16 protein-coding genes are annotated in these 19,499 nt (G+C 71.3%); 8 read left to right on the top strand and 8 right to left on the bottom strand.

The window, feature by feature from the left end:
* Positions 1-33: 33 nt before the first annotated feature.
* The gene (locus FCN22_RS19065) at positions 34-2,289 is read right to left on the bottom strand and encodes an ATP-dependent DNA helicase (protein ID WP_137123152.1); all 2,256 of its coding nucleotides are present in this window, start codon (positions 2,287-2,289) and stop codon (positions 34-36) included.
* Positions 2,290-2,350: 61 nt separating this feature from the next.
* Positions 2,351-3,256 carry an alpha/beta fold hydrolase gene (locus tag FCN22_RS19060; RefSeq protein WP_202911694.1) on the bottom strand — a complete coding sequence of 302 codons (906 nt, stop codon included), beginning with the start codon at positions 3,254-3,256 and terminating at the stop codon, positions 2,351-2,353.
* A gap of 85 nt (positions 3,257-3,341) precedes the next feature.
* Between FCN22_RS19060 and FCN22_RS19055 the strand changes: the two genes are divergently transcribed.
* Together FCN22_RS19055 and FCN22_RS19050 are read left to right on the top strand one after the other, a co-directional pair.
* Positions 3,342-4,094, top strand: a complete 753-nt coding sequence (locus FCN22_RS19055; RefSeq protein WP_137123151.1) for a TetR/AcrR family transcriptional regulator — start codon at positions 3,342-3,344, stop codon at positions 4,092-4,094.
* A gap of 87 nt (positions 4,095-4,181) precedes the next feature.
* Positions 4,182-4,718, top strand: a complete 537-nt coding sequence (locus FCN22_RS19050; protein WP_238384846.1) for a DinB family protein — start codon at positions 4,182-4,184, stop codon at positions 4,716-4,718.
* Positions 4,719-4,753: 35 nt separating this feature from the next.
* On the opposite strand, the gene FCN22_RS19045 is transcribed toward FCN22_RS19050, so the two are convergent.
* From FCN22_RS19045 to hflX, 3 genes are all read right to left on the bottom strand, one after another.
* A complete protein-coding gene (locus FCN22_RS19045) occupies positions 4,754-5,131 on the bottom strand; it encodes a tetratricopeptide repeat protein (RefSeq protein ID WP_137123150.1) in 378 nt (125 codons plus the stop codon).
* A gap of 667 nt (positions 5,132-5,798) precedes the next feature.
* Positions 5,799-8,465 (bottom strand): MGH1-like glycoside hydrolase domain-containing protein, encoded by a 2,667-nt coding sequence (locus FCN22_RS19040; RefSeq protein WP_137123149.1) that lies wholly within the window; start codon positions 8,463-8,465, stop codon positions 5,799-5,801.
* Between the two features lie 71 nt (positions 8,466-8,536).
* A complete protein-coding gene (hflX, locus tag FCN22_RS19035) occupies positions 8,537-10,093 on the bottom strand; it encodes a GTPase HflX (protein WP_238384845.1) in 1,557 nt (518 codons plus the stop codon).
* 224 nt (positions 10,094-10,317) lie between these two features.
* On the opposite strand from hflX, the gene FCN22_RS19030 reads away from it, so the two are divergent.
* Positions 10,318-10,935, top strand: coding sequence for a class I SAM-dependent methyltransferase (locus FCN22_RS19030; RefSeq protein WP_137123148.1), 618 nt, complete (start codon positions 10,318-10,320; stop codon positions 10,933-10,935).
* 163 nt (positions 10,936-11,098) lie between these two features.
* Here the strand turns inward: FCN22_RS19030 and dapF are convergent, their stop codons facing one another.
* A complete protein-coding gene (gene dapF / locus FCN22_RS19025; protein WP_137123147.1) occupies positions 11,099-11,953 on the bottom strand; it encodes a diaminopimelate epimerase in 855 nt (284 codons plus the stop codon).
* Entirely contained in the window at positions 11,950-12,906 is a 957-nt protein-coding gene (gene miaA, locus FCN22_RS19020) for a tRNA (adenosine(37)-N6)-dimethylallyltransferase MiaA (RefSeq protein ID WP_137123146.1), read from the bottom strand. Before miaA ends, dapF begins: the two co-directional genes overlap by 4 nt.
* A 158-nt stretch (positions 12,907-13,064) precedes the next feature.
* On the opposite strand from miaA, the gene FCN22_RS19015 reads away from it, so the two are divergent.
* The 5 genes from FCN22_RS19015 to FCN22_RS18995 all read left to right on the top strand — a co-directional run bounded on the left by FCN22_RS19015 (position 13,065) and on the right by FCN22_RS18995 (position 18,997).
* Positions 13,065-13,712, top strand: coding sequence for a hypothetical protein (locus tag FCN22_RS19015; RefSeq protein WP_137123145.1), 648 nt, complete (start codon positions 13,065-13,067; stop codon positions 13,710-13,712).
* 107 nt (positions 13,713-13,819) lie between these two features.
* Positions 13,820-14,701 (top strand): pyruvate, water dikinase regulatory protein, encoded by an 882-nt coding sequence (locus FCN22_RS19010; protein ID WP_137123144.1) that lies wholly within the window; start codon positions 13,820-13,822, stop codon positions 14,699-14,701.
* Positions 14,698-17,403, top strand: a complete 2,706-nt coding sequence (gene ppdK / locus FCN22_RS19005; protein ID WP_137123143.1) for a pyruvate, phosphate dikinase — start codon at positions 14,698-14,700, stop codon at positions 17,401-17,403. The genes FCN22_RS19010 and ppdK overlap by 4 nt, the downstream gene beginning before the upstream one ends.
* Positions 17,404-17,492: 89 nt before the next feature.
* Positions 17,493-18,044 carry an MOSC domain-containing protein gene (locus tag FCN22_RS19000; protein WP_373681354.1) on the top strand — a complete coding sequence of 184 codons (552 nt, stop codon included), beginning with the start codon at positions 17,493-17,495 and terminating at the stop codon, positions 18,042-18,044.
* A 95-nt stretch (positions 18,045-18,139) separates the two neighbouring features.
* On the top strand, positions 18,140-18,997 hold the full coding sequence (locus FCN22_RS18995) for a class I SAM-dependent methyltransferase (protein WP_137123141.1): 858 nt from the start codon (positions 18,140-18,142) through the stop codon (positions 18,995-18,997).
* 73 nt (positions 18,998-19,070) lie between these two features.
* On the opposite strand, the gene FCN22_RS18990 is transcribed toward FCN22_RS18995, so the two are convergent.
* A complete protein-coding gene (locus tag FCN22_RS18990; protein ID WP_202911693.1) occupies positions 19,071-19,412 on the bottom strand; it encodes an antibiotic biosynthesis monooxygenase family protein in 342 nt (113 codons plus the stop codon).
* Positions 19,413-19,499 lie beyond the last annotated feature (87 nt).

The raw sequence follows: 19,499 nt of genomic DNA, 5'->3' as shown, positions 1-19,499 counted from the left end.
CAGTCTGGGGTCGGTCGGGGACGGCTCGGAAGTTCAGTCGAAGGACATGGTGGGCGCGTCGGAGAGCTCGAGGCCGAGCAGCGTCATGCGGGCGGTCACGAGGTCGGGCGCGAGCTCGAGGTGATCGGCGAGTTCCTCGAGGGTGCAACCCGACTCGACACCATCGCGCAGCTCGGCGTCCTGCTCGTCGGTCCAGGCGTGGCCGCCGGTGACGGCGGTGCGGGGCGATCGCGCCACGGGGGTGTGCTCGGCGACCGGCCTGGCGTCGTCGGCGTCGCCCATCGCCGTCCCCTCCAGCGCACCGGTGACCCCGCGCAGGGCCGGCTGGTGCACCGGCAACGGATCTGCGGCCGTCTCGTCGAGCCGTTGGAGGGCCGCCAGCACCATGGTCCGGTCGGTGGTGGGCCAGAACGGCGGCAACGACTTCTGCAGGAATCCGGCATAGCGCGCCGTCATCATCCGCGAGTCGAGGAAGGCCACGATGCCCCGGTCGTCGGAGCGCCGGACCAGCCGTCCGGCGCCCTGCGCGAGTCGCAGCGCGGCGTGGGTCGCGGACACCGCCATGAACCCGTTGCCGCCCATCTTCGCGATCGCCTGTGACCGGGCGGATGCCAGCGGGTCGTCGGGCCGCGGGAAGGGGATGCGGTCGATGATGACCAGCTGGCACGCCGAACCCGGGACATCCACGCCCTGCCACAGACTCAGGGTGCCGAACAGGCAGGTGGCCGCGTCGGACGCGAACTGCCGCACCAGCGTTGCGGTCTGGTCCTCCCCCTGGCACAGGAAGTTGATGCCGCGCGGGTCGTCGGCAAACCGCGAGCGCATCACCTCGGCCGCGGCGACCGCGGCCCGCGTCGAGGAGAAGAGGCCGAGCGTTCGTCCGCCGGCGGCGCGCACGAGCGCCTCGATCTCGTCCATGGTCTGCGGTGCCATGCCGTCGCGGCCCGGCGGAGGCAGCCGCTTGGCGACGTAGGCCATCGCCTGCCGCGGGTAGTCGAACGGGCTGCCGACGTCCAGCCCGGTCCACGACGGCGACCCCTCACCGCGCAGCCCGAGGGTCCCGGCCACCGCGTCGAAGCTGCCGCCGAGCTCGAGCGTGGCCGACGTCATGATCACCGTGCGGTCCTCGAACACCTTGTCCCGCAACAGCATCGCCACACTCATCGGCGCGACTCGCAACACGGAGCCGCGCCGTGGGTCCCGCCCCACCCACGCGACGTCGAGCTCACGCTGCTCGAGGATCCGGGCGGCGTTCTCGTTGACCTCGTCGATCGCGGCGCGGGCCACCTGCCGGGCACCGTCGTTGTCCTGCGGGCTGGGCGGTTTGAGCTCCGACTGGACGGCTCGGGTGGTGTCGCGCACCCGCTCGAGCGCCAGGGTCAGCCCGTCCGGCAGCCCGGTCAGCCGTCCCTCGTCGAGCTCGTCGACGACGCCCTGGAAGAAGGTCGAGGCCTCGGTCACCTGGTCGGTGTCGGCCAGCTTGCCCGCCTTCTTGGCGGCCGCGGCGATCATCGAGGCGGTCAACTCGTCGGTGATCGTCGAGGTCACCCGGTCGACCAGCTCGTGCCCTTCGTCGACCACGAGCAGGTCGTGCTCGGGCAGCATCTGCCGGCCCTCGAACGCGTCGATCGCCATGAAGCTGTGGTTGGTCACGACGACGTCGACGTCCTTGGCTGCCTCGCGGGCGCGTTCGACGAAGCAGTCCCCCACCAGCGGGCACTTCGACCCGAGGCACTCGTGGGCGGTCACCGACACCTGGTGCCAGGCTCGCTGCGAGACCCCCGGGACCAGCTCGTCACGGTCACCCGACTCGGTCACCTCGGCCCACTCGCGCAGCCGCACCACCTCCGCCCCGAGCCGTCCCATGCCGGAGTCGACCTGCCCCACCGAGAGCAGCGATCCCTCGTCCTCGTCGGGGAACCCGCCCACGAGCTTGTGCTGGCACAGGTAGTTGGCCCGGCCCTTGACCAGCGCATACGTCGGCTTGCGGCCCAGCAGCGGCGCCACCGCCTCGGCGACCCGCGGCATGTCACGGTCGACGATCTGCGCCTGCAGGGCGAGGGTCGCCGTGGCCACGATGGCCGGCCGGCCGGTGTCGAACGCGTGCGCCACGGCAGGCACGAGGTAGGCCAGCGACTTGCCGGTGCCGGTGCCGGCCTGCACCAGCAGGTGCCCCTTGCCGCCGACGGCCTCCTGCACGGCCTCGGCCATCCGGGTCTGGCCGGGACGCTCCGTGCCCCCGACGCCTTCGACCGCGGCGTGCAGAAGGGCAGAGAGATCGGCGGCCATCACCACAGGGTATGCCGACCGGTCACCTCGCCGCGGCAGCGCTCCACAGCCCGGTCGGTGGTCAGGCCGAGTCAGCGAGTTGACGGACCGACCTGGCCACCTCGGTCCACAGCGGCTCCGGCAGGTCGTGGCCCACTCCCGGGAAGATCGTCATCCGAGCACCGGTCACCCGTGAGGCGGTGGCCCGCCCCGCCGACTGTCGGACGATCGGATCGGCGTCGCCGTGCAGGACGAGCAACGGCTTGCCCAGCTCGCGCAGCCGAGGGCCGTGCCACTGGGCGCCGATCTGACGGCTCTGTGCCTTGGTGTCGCGAGGTCCGCTGTCGACTTCCCGCTCGATCCACTCCCGTGCGGCACTCTCATCGAACGGGTATGCCGGGGAGGCCACTCCGCGAGCCACCGCCAGGCTGGCGGCGATGTCCCCTTCGCGGCCCTCGGGGAACTTCATCCGCGCCAGACGGGCGAGCAGGCCGTAGCGCAGGTAGCGCGCCACCCCCAGGCCGCCGACGTCGCTCGGCACCGCCGCGGACGACGTGACGCTGAGCACCCGCTCCGGGTGCCGCAGCGCGATCCGCTGGGCCACCGCGCCCCCGAGCGAGTGACCGAAGACGTGTGCCTGGTCCCACCCGACGGCATCCAGGACCGAGACGGCGTCGTCGGTCATGTCCTCGGCCGTGTAGGCCTCACCCCGCCGGCCGAACAACGCCGCAAACGGATTGGCCGTGCCGGTGTCGGGCATCCGGGTCGACTCACCGGCATCACGCTGGTCATAGCGCACGACGTGGAAGCCCTCGTCGGCAAACGCGCGGCACAACCCTGCGGGCCACCAGAAGCGGGAGGTGCCCAGCCCCATCACCAGCAGGAGCGGATCACCGGCCGAGCCGACCACCTCGTCCCACGCGACCTGCACCTGGCCGTTCCGCGCATACCGGGTCGGGCTCCACATCAGGTCGGTGGATGCCACCATTGTCTTCCCTCCCTATTCGCGAACGGCGTTCGCACAATATGAGGATAGGGTGTGGCGAAGATCGGTCGCAAGCTCGGGGAGGGTGATGACGGACCAGTCGACCGCCATCTGGCTCCGCGGCGAGCGGGCTCCGCGTGGCCGCGCACCGGAGCACACCCGAGGCGAAATCGCTGCGGCCGCCGTCCGGCTCGCCGACCGGCAGGGTCTGGCTGCGGTCACCATGCGTGCGCTGGCCCGCGTCATCGGCACCGGCGCGGCCTCGCTCTACCGCTACGTCGCCACCCGGGACGAGCTCGTCGAGCTGATGGTCGACGAGGTCAACGGCGAGTTCGAGCTCGAGCGCAGACCGGACGCGTCCTGGTTGGACCAGATGGTGGACCTTGCGCACCAGGCTCGCGACATCTACCGACGACATCCATGGATGATCGAGGCCCTGGACACCACGCCCACCCTCGGTCCACACGGCTGCTCCTACCTCGAGCACGCGCTGGCCACGCTGGCTGTGACGGGCGCAGGCGGACGCACCCGGCTCGAGGCCATCGGCGTGTTCAGCGGGCTCGTGCGGCTGCTCTGCAAGGCCGAGCGCGACCGTCAGCAGCCGGGGCCGCCCTCGGCCCGGATGGCGCAGCGCAACGCCTACCTCAGCTCCGTGGCTGCCTCGGGAGAGCACCCCCATCTCGCCGCGGCCTTCGCAGAGACGAGCGAGCAGTCATCGTCCGAAGGCCCGCAGTACCAAGGGATCCCAGCAGCGCCTTCCGACGGGCAGTTCGACGGTCAGTTCGACCGCATCGTGCGCCGAACGCTGCTGGGGATGCTGCACGAAGGGGACCCCGACTGACCGACGGCGGCGTCGAAGGCCGCGGCGGGTCAGGGTCCCGCCGAAACTCGCTTTCCCCAGCCGCCCGGCTGCTGCGAGGCTGCGCCCATGCCTCCGAGCGAGATGTGGACCGATCAACAGCACGACCCCCGCGAGAACGGTGTGGTCCCCCGCGGTGAGCAGGAGGTCGTCCTGGACTACCTCCGGCGCTACCGGCTCACCTTCGAGATGAAGTGTGAGGGCTTGGACGCCGAGCAGCTCACACGCCAGTCGGTGCCGCCCTCGGACCTGTCACTGCTCGGTTTGCTGCGCCACCTGGCTCGGGTCGAGCACCACTGGTACCGGCGCGTCCTCGAGGGACAGGACCTCCCGCGCCTGCACCACGGCGAGGAAGGGGAGACGTCGTTCTCCGGCGCCGTCGCCGACCCGGCAGTCGTCGAGGAGGCGTGGCGCGAGTGGCGCGCCGAGGTCGACCATGCCCGTGAGGTCGAGGCACGGCTCGACTCGTGGGGAGACACGGTCAGGGTCCAGGGCGACGACGTCGAGGTGCGGGACATCCTCATCCACCTGGTCGAGGAGTACGCGCGCCACTGCGGCCACGCCGACCTGCTGCGCGAGTGCATCGACGGACGCACCGGCCAGTAGCTGCCCGCGCCCGGCGCGTCATGGAGCCCCGCGCGTCATTGACAGGCGTGGTCGAGCCGCTCGCGGTACTCCGGCGAGTCGTGCATCGCCACGGCGAGGCGGTACTGACCGACGGCCTCGTCGCGACGGCCCTGCCGCTCCAGGCTGCGCCCGAGGGCGAACCGGGCGTAGTGGTCGGCCGGGTCGAGCTCCAGGACCCGCCGGAAGGACTTCTCGGCACGGCTCAGCTGGGCCGAGTGGAAGTAGGCACGGGCGAGCAGCAGCTGCCCCGAAGCCGAGTCGGCGATCTCGTCGGCGATCGGCTCGAGGGTGCGCAGCGCCTCGAGCGGCCTCGCCAGCTCGAGCTGGAACTCGGCCACCCGGAACAGCTCATAGGTGCTGTCAGCGTTCGGCGTCGTGAAGGGCGTCGTCATCTCATCCACCAAGGTTGCGCCGGCCCGTGCTGACCGGCTGCCCCGCCCAACGCCACACTGCTGCGCCCCATTCCATCACTGGCGCGGAGGCCAAGACACAGCACCAGCGCGGCATCGGAGCGGGCTCGCCGGGGAGTCGGTATGCCGCGTCGCCCAAGCCGCCCCGCCGCAGGACGTCCGCGCCGGGAGGGTCGCAAGGTCCTGCGATGCGGTGGCCCCGCCACCACGACGCAGGACATCCGAGCCGAGAGCGTCACAAGGTCCTGCGATGCGGTGGCCCGTGCCGCCACGAGGCAGGACGTCCGCGCGCGAGGCGAGGACCGGCATACAGACTCGTCATGCCCGAGGACCGTCTGGGCTGGCGCGCTGACCGGCTGGTGGGAAGACCTGCGATGTGGTCCCCGGGGCCGCCACGACGTAGGACGCCTGCGCCGAGAGGCGTCACGAGGTCCTGCGATGCGGTGGCCCCGCCAGCCACGACGCAGGACGTCCGCGCCGGGAGGGTCACGAGGTCCTGCGATGTGGTCGCTCCGGCGGCCACGACGCAGGACGTCCGCCGGCTCCGAGCAGGAGCGCCAAGCCACGCGGCAAAGGTCGGCGGCCATCGCCATCGGCGTCCTGTGGCGCACCGTTGCCGGGGCGGCGCAACCAGCGGCAGCTCGTCGGGTCAGTCGGCGGTGCAGATGAGGTGCGCCACCATCGCGGTCCAGCCGGTCTGGTGCGAGGCGCCGAGACCGGCACCGGTGTCGCCGTGGAAGTACTCGCTGAAGGTGGGGTGCGGCGCCCAGAGCGGGCCGGTCGGCACGTGCCTCGGATCACCAGGCCGCCTGCCGTCCGGTCCGAGGCGGAAGAGGTCGACGAGGCGTTGCTCGAGGTCACGGGCGATCTGCGCCATGCTTCGCTCCCTAGCCGAGCCGGTCGGCAGCTCCCGGACGAACCCCTCCCCGGCACCGCTCGCGTAGGTGCGCAGTGCGTCCAGCAGCAGGATGTTGACGGGGAACCAGACGGGGCCGCGCCAGTTCGAGTTGCCGCCGAACAGACCGCTGTCGGACTCCCCCGGCGTGTAGGCGAGCGACAGGGTCGTGCCGTCGACCTGGGCGGTGTAGCCGTCGCGGTAGGCCGCCGAGACCGACCGCAGCCCGTGCGGCGACAGGAACTCCCCCTCGTCGAGCATCCGCGTGAGGAGGCGGCCGAGTCGGGACGGGTCGACGAGCGACAGCGTGTGCTGCTGCCCGCCGCGGTGACCCGTGGTGATGATCGCGTCGGTCAGGTGGGGGCGCCGTTCGCGCAGCCACTGCAGCCGGGCGGTGAAGTCGGGCAGCTCCGACTCGACCCACGGCGGCGCCACCGCGACGGCCATCAACGGCAGCAGTCCCACCATCGAGCGCACCTTGAACTGCTGGAAATTGCCGTCCGGCTGCACGAGCACGTCGTAGTAGAAGCCGTCATCCTCGTCCCACACCGAGACGTCGTGCGAGCCGAACTGCTCCATCGCCTCGGCGATCCCGAGGAAGTGCTCGAGGAACTTGGTTGCCGAGCTGTCCCAGGCCACGTCGTGCCGCGCGAGCTCGATCGCCATCCGCAGCATCGACAGGCAGAAGAACCCCATCCAGCTGGTCGCGTCGGACTGCTCGAGGCGTTGGCCGTGCGGCAGCGGTTCGGACCGGTCGAACAGACCGATGTTGTCCATACCGAGGAACCCGCCCTCGAACAGGTTGGACCCGTCGGCGTCCTTGCGGTTGACCCACCACGCGAAATTGAGCAGAAGCTTGGTGAAGACGCGGATCAGGAAGCTCTGGTCCTGCGCCCCGTCGATCTGGTAGACCTGCCACGCCGCCCAGGCGTGCACCGGCGGGTTGGCGTCGGAGAAGTTCCACTCGTATGCTGGGAGCTGGCCACTCGGAGCCATCGCCCATTCCCGACACATCAGGACGAGCTGCTCCTTGGCGAACTCCGGGTCCAGGTGCGCCAGCGCGACACAGTGGAAGGCCAGGTCCCAGGTGGCGAACCACGGGTACTCCCACTCGTCCGGCATCGAGATGATGTCGGTGAGGGCCAGGTGCTGCCACGAGGTGTTGCGGCCCTCCGGCTGGCGGGCGAGGCGCTGTGGCGGCGGCGTGGGCTGGGCCGGGTCGCCCTCGAGCCAACGTGAGACGTCGTAGCGGTAGAGCTGCTTGCCCCAGAGCAAGCCGGCGAACGCCCTGCGCGCGACGTGCCGGTCCTCCTCCGACACGGACCCGGGGATCACCGCGGCGTAGAACTCATCCGCCTCCCGCCGCCTCGTCTCGACCACCTGCGCGAACGGCGTTGCCTGCTCGAAGGGTTCGCCGTCGTTGTCGTTGCGCATCCGCAGCCGGACGGTCACGCTCTCGCCGGACGGCACTGCGTCGAAGTGGTACCAGAACGCGGCCTTCGTCCCGGAATTCTCCGGGTTGGCCGCGTCCGCCTGGCCGTGGACGACGGCACGGTGGATGGCGTCCTTCGGGTAGGCGGTGGCCTGCGGCGCGTCGTCACCATAGAGAGGGTGAACGTTGGTCTCGTTGTCGCAGAAGAGGACTCGCGGCGAACCCTCGGCCGTCACGCGATAGCGGCCCAAGTAGCCGTGCTCGGCCACCACCGTCCGACCGTCCTCGGCCAGGGTCAGGGTCGGCGTCCGGGCGTCGCGTCCCCATGACCAAGTGTTGCGAAACCACAGCTGTGGCAACAGGTCCAACGGTGCGGCGTCCGGGCCGTGGTTGGTGGCCGTCACCTCGACGCAGATGTCGGTGGGCGAGCCCTTGGCGTGGGTGACCTGCACGTCGAAGAACCTGTCGCCCTCGAGGATGCCCGTGTCGGAGAGCTCGTACTCCTCGTCACCGCGGCCGCGCCGGCCGTTCTCGGCGACCAACTCGGCATACGGAAACGCCTGCTGTGGATAGCGATAGAGCCACTGGCCGAAGGAGTGGGTCGGGGTGGCGTCGAGGGCCCACCAGTACTCCTTGGCGTCCTCACCATGGTTGCCCTGGGCGTTGGTGAGGCCGAAGATGCGCTCCTTGAGCCGGTCGTCCCGACCGTTCCAGAGCGCAAGGCCGAGGTTGAGGAAGCCGTAGCGGTCGCACAGGCCCGCCAGCCCGTCCTCACCCCAGCGGTAGGCGCGCAGGTGCGCGTGGTCGAACGGGAAGTAGTCCCAAGCGTTCCCGTCAGCGGAGTAGTCCTCGCGCACGGTCCCCCACTGACGCCCCGACACGTAGGGACCCCAGACCTTCCAGGGGTCGGTGTCGGCCGGCGCCTCGGCCAACCTGCCGTGCTCGGCGGTCCGTGGGGGCTGCTCGCCAGAAACGTTCGCGGAAGTCACGGGCACACTGTGCCACGCGGCATACGGACGTCGCAGGTGCCAGCCGCGGCTTCTGGAGGCACCCCGCGAGCTCAGACGGCGTATGCCGCGAGCTCACCCACCAGCGTGGGGCCCACCTTGGCCTCGACCCGCGTGCCCTCGGCGGTGTGCTCGCTGGCGAGGACCTCGCCCTCCTGGTGCAGCCGGTTGAGCAGGTCGCCGCGCTCGTAGGGCAGCAGCACGTCCACCGGGATCTCGGGGCGCGGCAGCTCCTCGGCGATCAGGGCGCGCAGCTCGTCGATGCCCTCGCCGGTGCGTGCCGACACGACGATGCTGTGCTTCTCGTGCCGCAGCAACCGGTGGATGACCTCCGGGTCGGCCGCGTCGGCCTTGTTGATGACGATGACCTCCTTGATGGCGTCACCGCCCAGGTCGGCGAGCACGGCACGGACCGCGCTGATCTGACCTTCCGGGTCGGGGTGGGAGCCGTCGACCACGTGCAGGAGCAGGTCGGCGTCACCGACCTCCTCGAGGGTGGAGCGGAACGCCTCGACCAGCTGGTGCGGCAAGGAACGGACGAAGCCGACCGTGTCGGTCAGTGTGTAGGCCCGGCCGTCCTCGGTCTCGGCCCGCCGGACCGTCGGGTCCAGCGTGGCGAAGAGCTGGTTCTCGACGAGGGCGCCGGCGCCGGTGAGCCGGTTGAGCAGGGACGACTTGCCGGCGTTGGTGTATCCCGCGATCGCGACACTGGCCACGTGGCCCCGGCGGCGGCTGCCGCGCTTGGTGTCGCGGGCGGTCTTCATGTGCGCGATCTCGCGCTTGAGCTTGGCCATCCGGGTATTGATCCGCCGGCGGTCGAGCTCGATCTTGGTCTCACCGGGTCCGCGCGAGCCCATGCCCTGGCCGCCGGCCGCCTGCCCACCGGCCTGACGGGACATCGACTCACCCCAACCGCGCAAACGCGGGAGGAGGTACTGCAGCTGGGCCAGCTCGACCTGCGCCTTGCCCTCACGGCTCTTGGCGTGCTGGGCGAAGATGTCCAGGATCAGCGCGGTGCGGTCGATGACCTTGACCTTGACGATGTCCTCGAGGGCACGGCGCTGGCTGGGCGACAGCTCGCCGTCGCACACGACGGTGTCGGCGCCCTCCGCGATCACGATGTCGCGCAGCTCGGCGGCCTTGCCCGCGCCCAGGAACGTGCTGGTGTCGGGCTTGCCGCGGCGCTGCACGAGGCCGGCGAGCACGGTGGAGCCGGCCGTCTCGGCGAGCGCGGCGAGCTCGCGGATGGAGTTCTCGGCGTCCTCCACCGTTCCCTCGGTCCAGACGCCGGCCAGCACGACGCGCTCGAGGCGCAGCTGGCGGTACTCGACCTCGGTGACGTCCTGCAGCTCGGTCGACAGGCCCGCGACGCGGCGCAGCGAGGCGCGCTCCTCGCGCTCGAACTGCTCGCCGTCGACGCTCTCTGCGGCCGCCGCACTGTCACCGCCGGTGTGGCGGTTGGGGTAGAGCGGCGCGAGCGTGGGCAGCCCCGAGTCGGAGCTGTCGACGTGCGTGGTATCGATGCCGTGGTCGTGGTGGGTGGCGGTGTCGTGGTCGTCGGCGGCGAGCGCTGCGGCGCGGGTGCCGAACAGATCAGATCGTTTCGTCATATCTCCTCAAGGATCCCACCCCGGGACAGGTGGGCGCGACTCGTTTGACACAACGATGCGGCGCCATCTCCCATTCCGGCCGGTCTCACCGCCCAGACCGCGTGCTCCCCCAGGCCGCTTTGCTCTCCCCGGGCCGCTTTGCTCATCTCGGGCCGGTCCTGGCCGCCGCGCAACCGGCCTGAAGCGAGCACAGGCCGAGTCGGGCGGCCACTACGCTGTCGGCGATGTCCGACCACTACTTCACCGCCGAGCCGGCCAGCCCCGAGCAGCGCCGCACCCTCACCGTCCGGCTGGCCGACCGACGGTTCGACGTGCACACCGCGCCGGGCATCTTCAGCCCGCACCGGGTCGACCAGGGCACTGCCGTGCTGCTCGCCGAGGCTCCCCCGCCGTCACCGACCGGCCACCTGCTCGACCTCGGCTGCGGCTGGGGACCCATCACGCTGACCCTGGCCCTGCGATCACCCGAGGCGAAGGTCTGGGGCGTCGACGTCAACCAGCGCGCCCTCGCCCTGCTGCGGGACAACGCCGCCGACCTGGGCCTCACCAACGTCACCGCCGGCACCGCGCAGGACGTCCCGGCGGACCTCGCCTTCGACACGATCTGGTCCAACCCGCCGATCCGCGTCGGCAAGCAGGTCCTGCACGAGCTGCTGCGGACCTGGCTGCCGCGTCTGGCGGCCGGCGGCACGGCATACCTCGTGGTGCAGCGCAACCTCGGCTCGGACTCCCTGCAGCGCTGGCTGACGCAGGAGCTCGAGGCGACCCACCGGGGCGAGTTCGCGGTGCGGCGCTACACCAGCGTCAAGGGCTACCGGCTGCTCGAGGTCGCCCGCCCCTGACCGCGCTCCCCACGAGCACCTCTGCTCGGCTCAGGCCGCTTCTGCGCCTCACGCGAGCGGCCTGGAGGGAGCACGCCCGTGCCCGTGCTCCCTTCGGACGGCGTGTCGGACCGACGGAACCGGCCCGGACAGAGCAAAGCGGCCCCAGCGGAGCACGGGGCGATCAGAGGGTGAGTATGCCGTCCGCCACCAGGGCGGCCGGCCCGGACAGCTCGACCTCGGACGCCGGCAGTGCCCGGACCCAGACGGTGCCTCCCGGCACGTCGACCTGCCACACCCGGTCGTCCGAGACCTCGCCGGCCCACCAGCGGGTGGCGAGCGCCGCAGCGGCCGCGCCGGTGCCGCACGAACGCGTCTCCCCGACCCCCCGCTCGTGCACCCGCATCGCGATGTGCCCGGCCGAGATCGGCCGCACCAGCTCGACGTTGGTGCCGTCCGAGGGCACGGGCGAGACCTCCGGGGCGGTGGTCAGGTCGAGTGACTCGAGGACGACGTAGTCGGGCAGGGCGACGACGGTGTGCGGGTTGCCGAGCTCGAGCGACAGCCCCGGAAGCGGCCCGTCCGGCAGGTTGACCATGCAGTCCGACCCGTTGGCCTCGGCCGTGTCGGAGTCGAGCAGCCGGTAGCTGCCGAGGTTGACCGCGATGCGGTCGCCGTCGAAGCGGACCGCCTTGACGCCGGACCGGGTGGCGATGTGGAACGTGTCCGCCTCCTCCAGGCCCTCCCGACGCAGGTAGGCGGCGAACACGCGAGCGCCGTTGCCGCACATCTCGACGGCGGATCCGTCGGCGTTGCGGTAGTCCATGAACCAGCGAGCCCGGTCGGCCTGGTCGGCGACCTCGGGCACCGCGGAGGTCGGCACCACCCGGATGACTCCGTCGCCGCCGATCCCGGCGCGGCGGTCGGCGATGTGACGCACCTGGTCGGCGGTCACGTCGGCGGTGCCGTCGAGGTCGGGCAGCAGCACGAAGTCGTTCTCCGTGCCGTGTCCCTTGGTGAAGGCTCGCGTCGTGGTCATCGAGGTCCATCCTGCCCCACGTCGCTGCGAACGAGCTCGAGCGCACGGTCGATGAGACGCAAGTCGTCGTGCGGCAGCCAGCACACCCGCGGGTCGGGGCGAAACCACGACTCCTGCCGCCGCGCGAACCGGCGGGTCGCGGTGATCGTCGCCTCCTGCGCCTCGACCGGGCTCATCGCGCCGTCGAGCGCGGCGAGGGCCTGGCTGTAACCGAGCGCCTTGCTCGCCGTGCGCCCCTCGCGCAGGCCCTGCGCGTCCAGCCCGCGCACCTCGTCGAGCAACCCCTGCTCCCACATGCGGTGCACCCGCTCGGCGATCCGCTGGTCCAGCGTCGGTCGGGGCACAGTGAGCCCGATCAGCACGGTGGGCCGCAGGTGCTCGCGCCGGGGCATGGTCGCCGAGAACGGCCGCCCGGTCAGCTCGATCACCTCCAGGGCGCGCACGATCCGGCGCCCGTTGTTCGGCTCGATCGCGCGGGCCGCGGCCGGGTCCGCGTCGGCCAGCCGCGCGAAGAGCGCCGCGACGCCCTCGTCCTCGAGCCGACTCGTCCAGGCCGCCCGCACCGCCGGGTCGGTCGGCGGGATCTCGAGCCGGTCCAGCGCAGCCCGCACGTAGAGGCCCGAGCCGCCGGCCACGATCGGCACCCGGCCGCGCGCGAGGATCGCCTCGAGGTCGGCTCGAGCAGACCGCTGGTATGCCGCGACGCTGGCTTCCTCGCGCACGTCCAGCACGTCCAGCTGGTGGTGGGCGATCCCCCGCCGCTCCTGCACGGGGAGCTTCGCCGTCCCGATGTCCATCCCGCGGTAGAGCTGCATGGCGTCGGCATTGACGACCTCACCGTCGAGCCGCTGCGCCAGGTCGAGGGCCAGGCCCGACTTGCCGCTCGCCGTGGCACCGACGACCGCGACCACGACGTCGTGGAGCGGGTCGGACGCAGGGTGCGATGCAGTCATCGCGGGCAGTCTCGCAGAGGCCGCTGGCGGGGACTCGGTCAGATCCGATGGCCGCTGCCCTGCCATGACACGCCGTCTTTGGGGTAGGTGTGGGCATGTGCAGTCCCGGGGGAAGCCCAGGGCGCGACGTTTCCACCTCGACAGGTAGGGAGATTGTGATGAGCGACTTCGACAACACGGGGTCCGACTCCGACGACACGACCGACGGGAGCTACGAGCAGACCGACGACTCCGGCACCACGACCGGGTCGGAGGGCATGGGCAGCATGGGCAATGCCGGGCGGGCCAGCGCCAACCCGTCCGAGTCCGGCGACGCGCCCAGCAGCGGCGCGCAGGACTCGGGTCAGGACTCCTCCCCCGGCGACTACGGCCAGTCCCAGCAGTCCAGCCAGGACCGTGGTGACGCGGAGGGCGGTTTCGGTGGCGGCGCCGGTTCCGAGCACGAGCACCAGCCGGGCGGCACCACTGGCTCGGGCGGCACCACTGGCTCGGGCGGCTCCGCCGGATCGGGCGGTTCGGTGGACGGAAGCGGCTCCGGCAGCTCCACCGACACCGCTCAGGGCGGCTACGACAACCAGGCCGCCGACACCGGGGCCGGTGACACCAGAGCCGCCGACAGGGCCGCCGCGACGGGCGACTACAGCACGGAGCACGGAACCGACCGGGACACCCAGGCCGGCGCCGGTTCGCTCGGTGAGTCCAGCACGGACCGCGAGGGCGGCTTCCGCACCGACCCCGACGAGGCGGCCGGGCTGCTGCCCGACGTGGACCCGAATGCCGGCGAGCCGGAGGACGACCAGGGCTGACCCGCGCAGCCGGCCGACCGTCATACCGACGGTGTGCGCGAAGGCGCCCCGGGCACGATCCGCCGCCCGGGGCGCCGCCTCGCCCCCGCCCCGCTAACCTGTGCCGTATGTCGTCGGCACCGATCGAGATCCACGTCATCGCGGACTCCACCGGCGACACTGCTGCCCGCGTCGCGCGCGCCGCCCAGGCCCAGTTCGTCCAGCACCCGACGCGAATCATGCGGCACCCGCGCATCGCCACCGCCGACGGCCTGCGCGCCGTCTTCGAGAGCATCAAAGGCGACGGCGGCAAGGGCGTCGCGATCTTCTCCACCCTCGTGGACGACGGGCTGCGGGCCCTGGTCACCGAGATGTGCGAGAGCCGCGGCGTCGCGCACGCCGACCTGCTCGCCCCGGCCATCACCGCGCTCGAACAGGCCAGCGGTGACGTGGCCGAACGCGTCCCGGCCCGCCCGGTCGGCACCGACCCCGACTATTTCAAGCGGATCGCGGCGATGGAATACGCCGTGAAGAACGACGACGGGCAGTTCCCCGAGGGCCTGCGCGACGCGGACATCGTGCTGATCGGGGTGTCGCGCACCGGCAAGACGCCGCTGTCGATGTACCTCGGCTACCTCGGCTACAAGACCGCCAACGTCCCGCTGGTGCGCGGGATCGCCCCACCGCCGGGCCTGTTCGAGGTGCCACGGTGGAAGATCGTCGCCCTGACGATCGACCCGCAACGGCTGGCCACGATCCGCGGCCGCCGGGTGCGGGCGCTCGGCGGGAGGGCGCGCGGACGGGACGGCTATGCCGAGCTCAACCGCATCTACGACGAGCTCGAGGAGGTCGGGGCGATCCACAAGCGCCTCGGCTGCCCCGTGATCGACACCACCTCTCTCGCCCTGGAGGAAGCCGCAGGGCGGGTGATAGACCTCGTCGACGATCGTCGCCGAGCCGCATCAGGCGAACACCTGGGCCACACCGTGAAACCCGAGGAGAACCGATGAGCACCAGCCCCGCCGCCGAGCCGTCCGCACACGACGCGAGCGCCGCCGAGGACGCGAAGTACATCTACGACCTCTCCGAGGGCGACGCCTCGATGAAGCCGTTGCTCGGTGGCAAGGGCGCCAACGTGGCCGAGATGACCAAGATCGGCATCCCGGTGCCCGACGGCTTCACGGTGACCACCGCCGCCTGCATCGAGGCGACCCAGCACGACGGCGAGTGGCCCGCGAACCTGTGGGACGACATACAGGCCGCCCTCGCGCGTCTGGAGGAGCGCACCGGCCGGGTGCTCGGCGCCGCCGAGAACCCGCTGCTGGTCTCGGTCCGCTCGGGCGCCGTCGTGTCGATGCCCGGCATGATGGATACGATCCTCAACCTCGGCATCAGCGACGAGTCGGTCGAGGCGCTCGGCCGCGAGGCCGACAGCCCGCGTTTCGCCTGGGACGCCTACCGCCGGTTCATCCAGATGTACGGCGAGGTGGTCGAGCAGGTGCCGGCGCACGTCTACGACGACGCGCTCGTCGCGCTCAAGCACCAGCGCGGCGTCACCCAGGACACCGAGCTGACCGCCGATGACCTCAAGGGCCTCGTCGCGACCTTCAAGGACCTGTCGCGCGAGCACATGGGCGAGGAGCTGCCGACCGACCCGCGCGAGCAGCTGCGGCGCTCGGTCGACGCCGTCTTCCGCTCCTGGCTCAACCCCCGCGCCGACGTCTACCGCCGCGCCAACAACATCTCCGCGGACCTCGGCACCGCCGTCAACGTGATGCAGATGGTCTTCGGCAACCGAGGCGAAACCTCAGCAACCGGAGTGTGTTTCACACGCAACCCGGCCACCGGTGAGAAGGAGCTGTATGGCGAGTTCCTCACCAACGCGCAGGGCGAGGACGTGGTTGCGGGGATCCGCACACCGCGCCCCCTGTCGGAGATGGAGCAGGTGCTGCCGGACGCCTACCACGAGCTGATCGAGACGATGCGCAAGCTCGAGGAGCACTACGGCGACATGCAGGACATCGAGTTCACCGTGGAGGAGGAGAAGCTCTACCTGCTGCAGACGCGCAACGGCAAGCGCACCGCGTCCGCGGCCTTCAAGGTGGCCCGCGCGCTCGTCGACGAGGGGGTCATCGACCAGCGCGAGGCGTTGCGCCGGGTCGAGCCCGCCCAGCTCGACCAGCTGCTGCACCCGGCGATCGACCCCGAGCACGGCGCGACCCCGCTGACCAAGGGCCTCAACGCCTCTCCCGGCGCCGCGGTCGGCGAGGTGGTCTTCGACGCCGACACGGCGGAACGTCGCGGCAAGGCGGGCGACGCGGTCGTCCTCGTGCGGTGGGAGACCGCGCCCGACGACATCGCCGGGGTCATCGCGGCCCAGGGCGTGCTCACCGCGCACGGCGGTATGACGTCGCACGCCGCCGTGGTCGCCCGCGGCATGGGCAAGCCGTGCGTGGCGGGAGCCTCGGAGATCAAGATCGACACCGACGCGAAGACCCTCACCATCGGCTCCACCGTGCTGCGCGACGGCGACACCATCACGCTGGACGGCTCGACCGGCGAGGTCTTCGAGGGTGCGCTCGAGCTGGTGCCCCCGCAGATCAATGAGGACTTCCAGACCATCGTCGGCTGGGCCGACGAGATCCGGCGGCTCGGTGTGCGGGCCAACGCCGACACCGGTGAGGACGCCAAGCGGGCGCGGGAGTTCGGTGCCGAGGGGATCGGACTGTGCCGGACCGAGCACATGTTCATGAACGAGGAGCGGCTCCCTGCGGTGCAGCGGATGATCCTGGCCGAGGACGAGGACGCCCGTGCCTCCGCGTTGGCCGAGATCCTGCCGATGCAGCAGTCCGACTTCGAGGAGATCTTCGAGGCGATGTCCGGGCTGCCGGTCACCGTCCGGCTGCTCGACCCGCCGCTGCACGAGTTCCTGCCCAACCTGGTCGACCAGGCTCTGCTGGTCCAGCGTCTGGAGATCGAGGGCGGCAAGCAGTCGGAGCTGAAGGAGGCGCAGCACCTGCTGGGTCGGATCCACAAGCTGACCGAACAGAACCCGATGCTCGGCACCCGCGGCGTCCGGCTCGCGCTGATGTATCCCGAGATCCCGGAGATGCAGGTGCGCGCCATCGTGCGGGCGGCGCTCGCGGTCAGGGAGAAGGGCGGTGACCCTAAGGTCGAGATCATGGTGCCGCTCGTGGCCTTCGCCGAGGAGCTGCAGCGGATGCGCGACCTGATCGACGAGACCGTGGCCGACGAGCTGTCCGGCTCCGGCGACCAGCTCGACTACACCGTCGGCACCATGATCGAGCTGCCGCGGGCGGCGGTGTGCGCAGACCAGATCGCCGAGCACGCCGACTTCTTCAGCTTCGGCACCAACGACCTGACGCAGACCGGCATCGGCATCTCCCGCGACGACGCGGAGGGCGCCTTCCTCGCGGCCTACGTCGACGAGGACATCCTGCCGGGCAACCCGTTCAGCTCGATCGACCAGGACGGCGTCGGCGGTCTGGTGCGACTCGGCACCGAGCGCGGACGGTCGGTCAAGGAACACCTCAAGGTCGGTGTGTGCGGTGAGCACGGCGGCGACCCCGCGTCGATCGCCCTGTTCAACGAGATCGGCCTCGACTACGTCTCGTGCTCGCCCTACCGGGTGCCGATCGCACGGTTCGCCGCGGCCCGGGCCATCCTCGACGGCGAGAACGAGGAGAAGTAACAGCCCTGACGCCAGCGCCTTCGGGTGGCCCACGCAGAGCTATGGAGGCACTCACGCCGGGTCCCGCCCGGGATGGCAAGATCGCCTGCGTGATCCTCCGGGAGCAGGGCGTGGTCGTGGCGGTGGCACGAGATGGCCGACACCGGTTCGGCAAACCGACCACGACGGCCATCCGGCTGGTCCCGGGGCTCGGCGTCGAGGGAGACGCCCACGCCGGTGCCACGGTGCAGCACCGATCGCGGGTCCGCCGCGACCCGACCGAGCCGAACCTGCGCCAGGTGCACCTGATCCACGCCGAGCTGCACGACGAGCTCGTGGCGTCCGGCTTCGAGGTCGAACCCGGCCAGATGGGTGAGAACGTGACCACACGGGGTCTCGATCTCCTGTCCCTTCCCCGAGGCACCCGCTTGCACCTCGGCGGGTGCATCCTCGAGGTGACCGGCCTGCGCAACCCCTGCTCGCAGCTCGATGACTTCCGGCCGGGCCTGATGAAGGCGGTCCTCGATCGGGATGAGCACGGCCGCCTGGTCCGCAAGGCCGGTGTCATGGCGGTGGTGGTCGAGGGCGGGGAGGTGCGGCCGGGCGACCCGATCGACGTCGAGCTGCCCGCCGGTCACCACCTCCCGTTGCAGCCGGTATGAGCCGGGCCGCGGACGAACGCAGCGGGCACGGTGGCGAGCGCGCTCGGCCCTGCCCGACAACGACCGGCCCGGCCCCGCTGGCCTAGGCTGCCGCAGTGACCGACTACCTTCACCTCAACCGAGCCAACTGGGACGAGCGTGCCGCGGTGCACGCGGCCTCACCCGGCTACTCGATCGAGGCCCTGCTGGCCGACCCCGGGCGCCTGTCCGACGTGGTGGCGTTCGACGCCGCCAGGCTCGGCGATCTCCACGGCCTGGACGTGGTGCACCTGCAGTGCCACATCGGCACCGACACCCTCTCGCTGCACCGGCTCGGCGGTCGAGTCACCGGCGTCGACTTCTCGCCGGCCTCGATCCGCGAGGCCCGCACCCTCGCCGAGGCGGCCGGTGCGCCGATCGACTACGTCGAGAGCGACGTCTACACCGCGCCGCAGGGTCTCGGCGACCGCCGGTTCGACGTCGTCTACACCGGGGTCGGCGCGCTCTGCTGGCTGCCCGACATCCGGCGGTGGGCGCAGGTGGTGGCGGCTCTGCTTCGGCCCGGCGGGCGGTTGCACCTGCGTGAGGGCCACCCGATGCTCTGGGCCCTGGACGTGCCTGACGAGACGCGAGCGGTGCGAGTGTCGTTCCCCTACTTCGAACGGGCCGAGCCGTTGGTGTGGGACGAGGACGCGACCTACGTCGAGACCGAGCACCGCTTCGCCAACACGGTGACGCACGAGTGGAACCACGGCCTCGGCGAGATCGTGACCGCGTTGCTGGACGAGGGTTTGGAGCTCACCGGGCTGCTGGAGCACGACACGGTGCCGTGGGACGCGTTGCCGGGGATGATGGAGCTGGTCGACGTCCTGCCCGCAGCCGGCGGTCGACCGGCGGTGCAGGAGTACCGCCTGGTCGAGGACCCGGAGCGGCTCGCCGCGACCTACACACTCCAGGCGGTCAAGCGGCGCTAGTTTCGAGAGCGCGTGCCGGCCGTGAGGTCCACGGGTGTGGCGATTCTGCCGGCGCCTCACCGCCCACGAGGACTCAGCCCTCGGCGTCGGCGCGAGGCATGCCGTAGTCGCGGGTGACGGTCGCGACGCGAACGCGGTAGTCGGCATACCAGGTGTCGCGCCCGCGAGCCTGCGCGATCAGGTGCGCGCCGACCTGCTTCCAGGCTCGAGCCGCGTCCTCGTCCTGCCAGTAGGAGACCGTGATGCCGAGTCCGTCGCGGACCGACTCGATCCCGAGATAGCCGGGCTGCTCACTGGCCAGTTGGTCCATCCGCTGCGCCATGGCCGCGTAGCCCTGGTCACCGTCAGTGCGCGTCGAGGTGAAGATCACTGCGACGTATGGCGGTTCGGGCGTCTGGGCAAAGGGAAGCTCCACGGGCACCAGCCTAGTACTACAGCCGCACTTATGGTGAGGCGCCGCGGCGGGCGTAGTGGCAGCGTTGGGCGCGGGCTTGATGTCGGC

Origin of the sequence: Segeticoccus rhizosphaerae (assembly GCF_005222685.1) — a bacterium.
GTDB lineage: Bacteria > Actinomycetota > Actinomycetes > Actinomycetales > Dermatophilaceae > Segeticoccus > Segeticoccus rhizosphaerae.
Note: the sequence above shows the minus strand (reverse complement) of the source record. Positions and strands in the feature narration are given on the sequence as shown.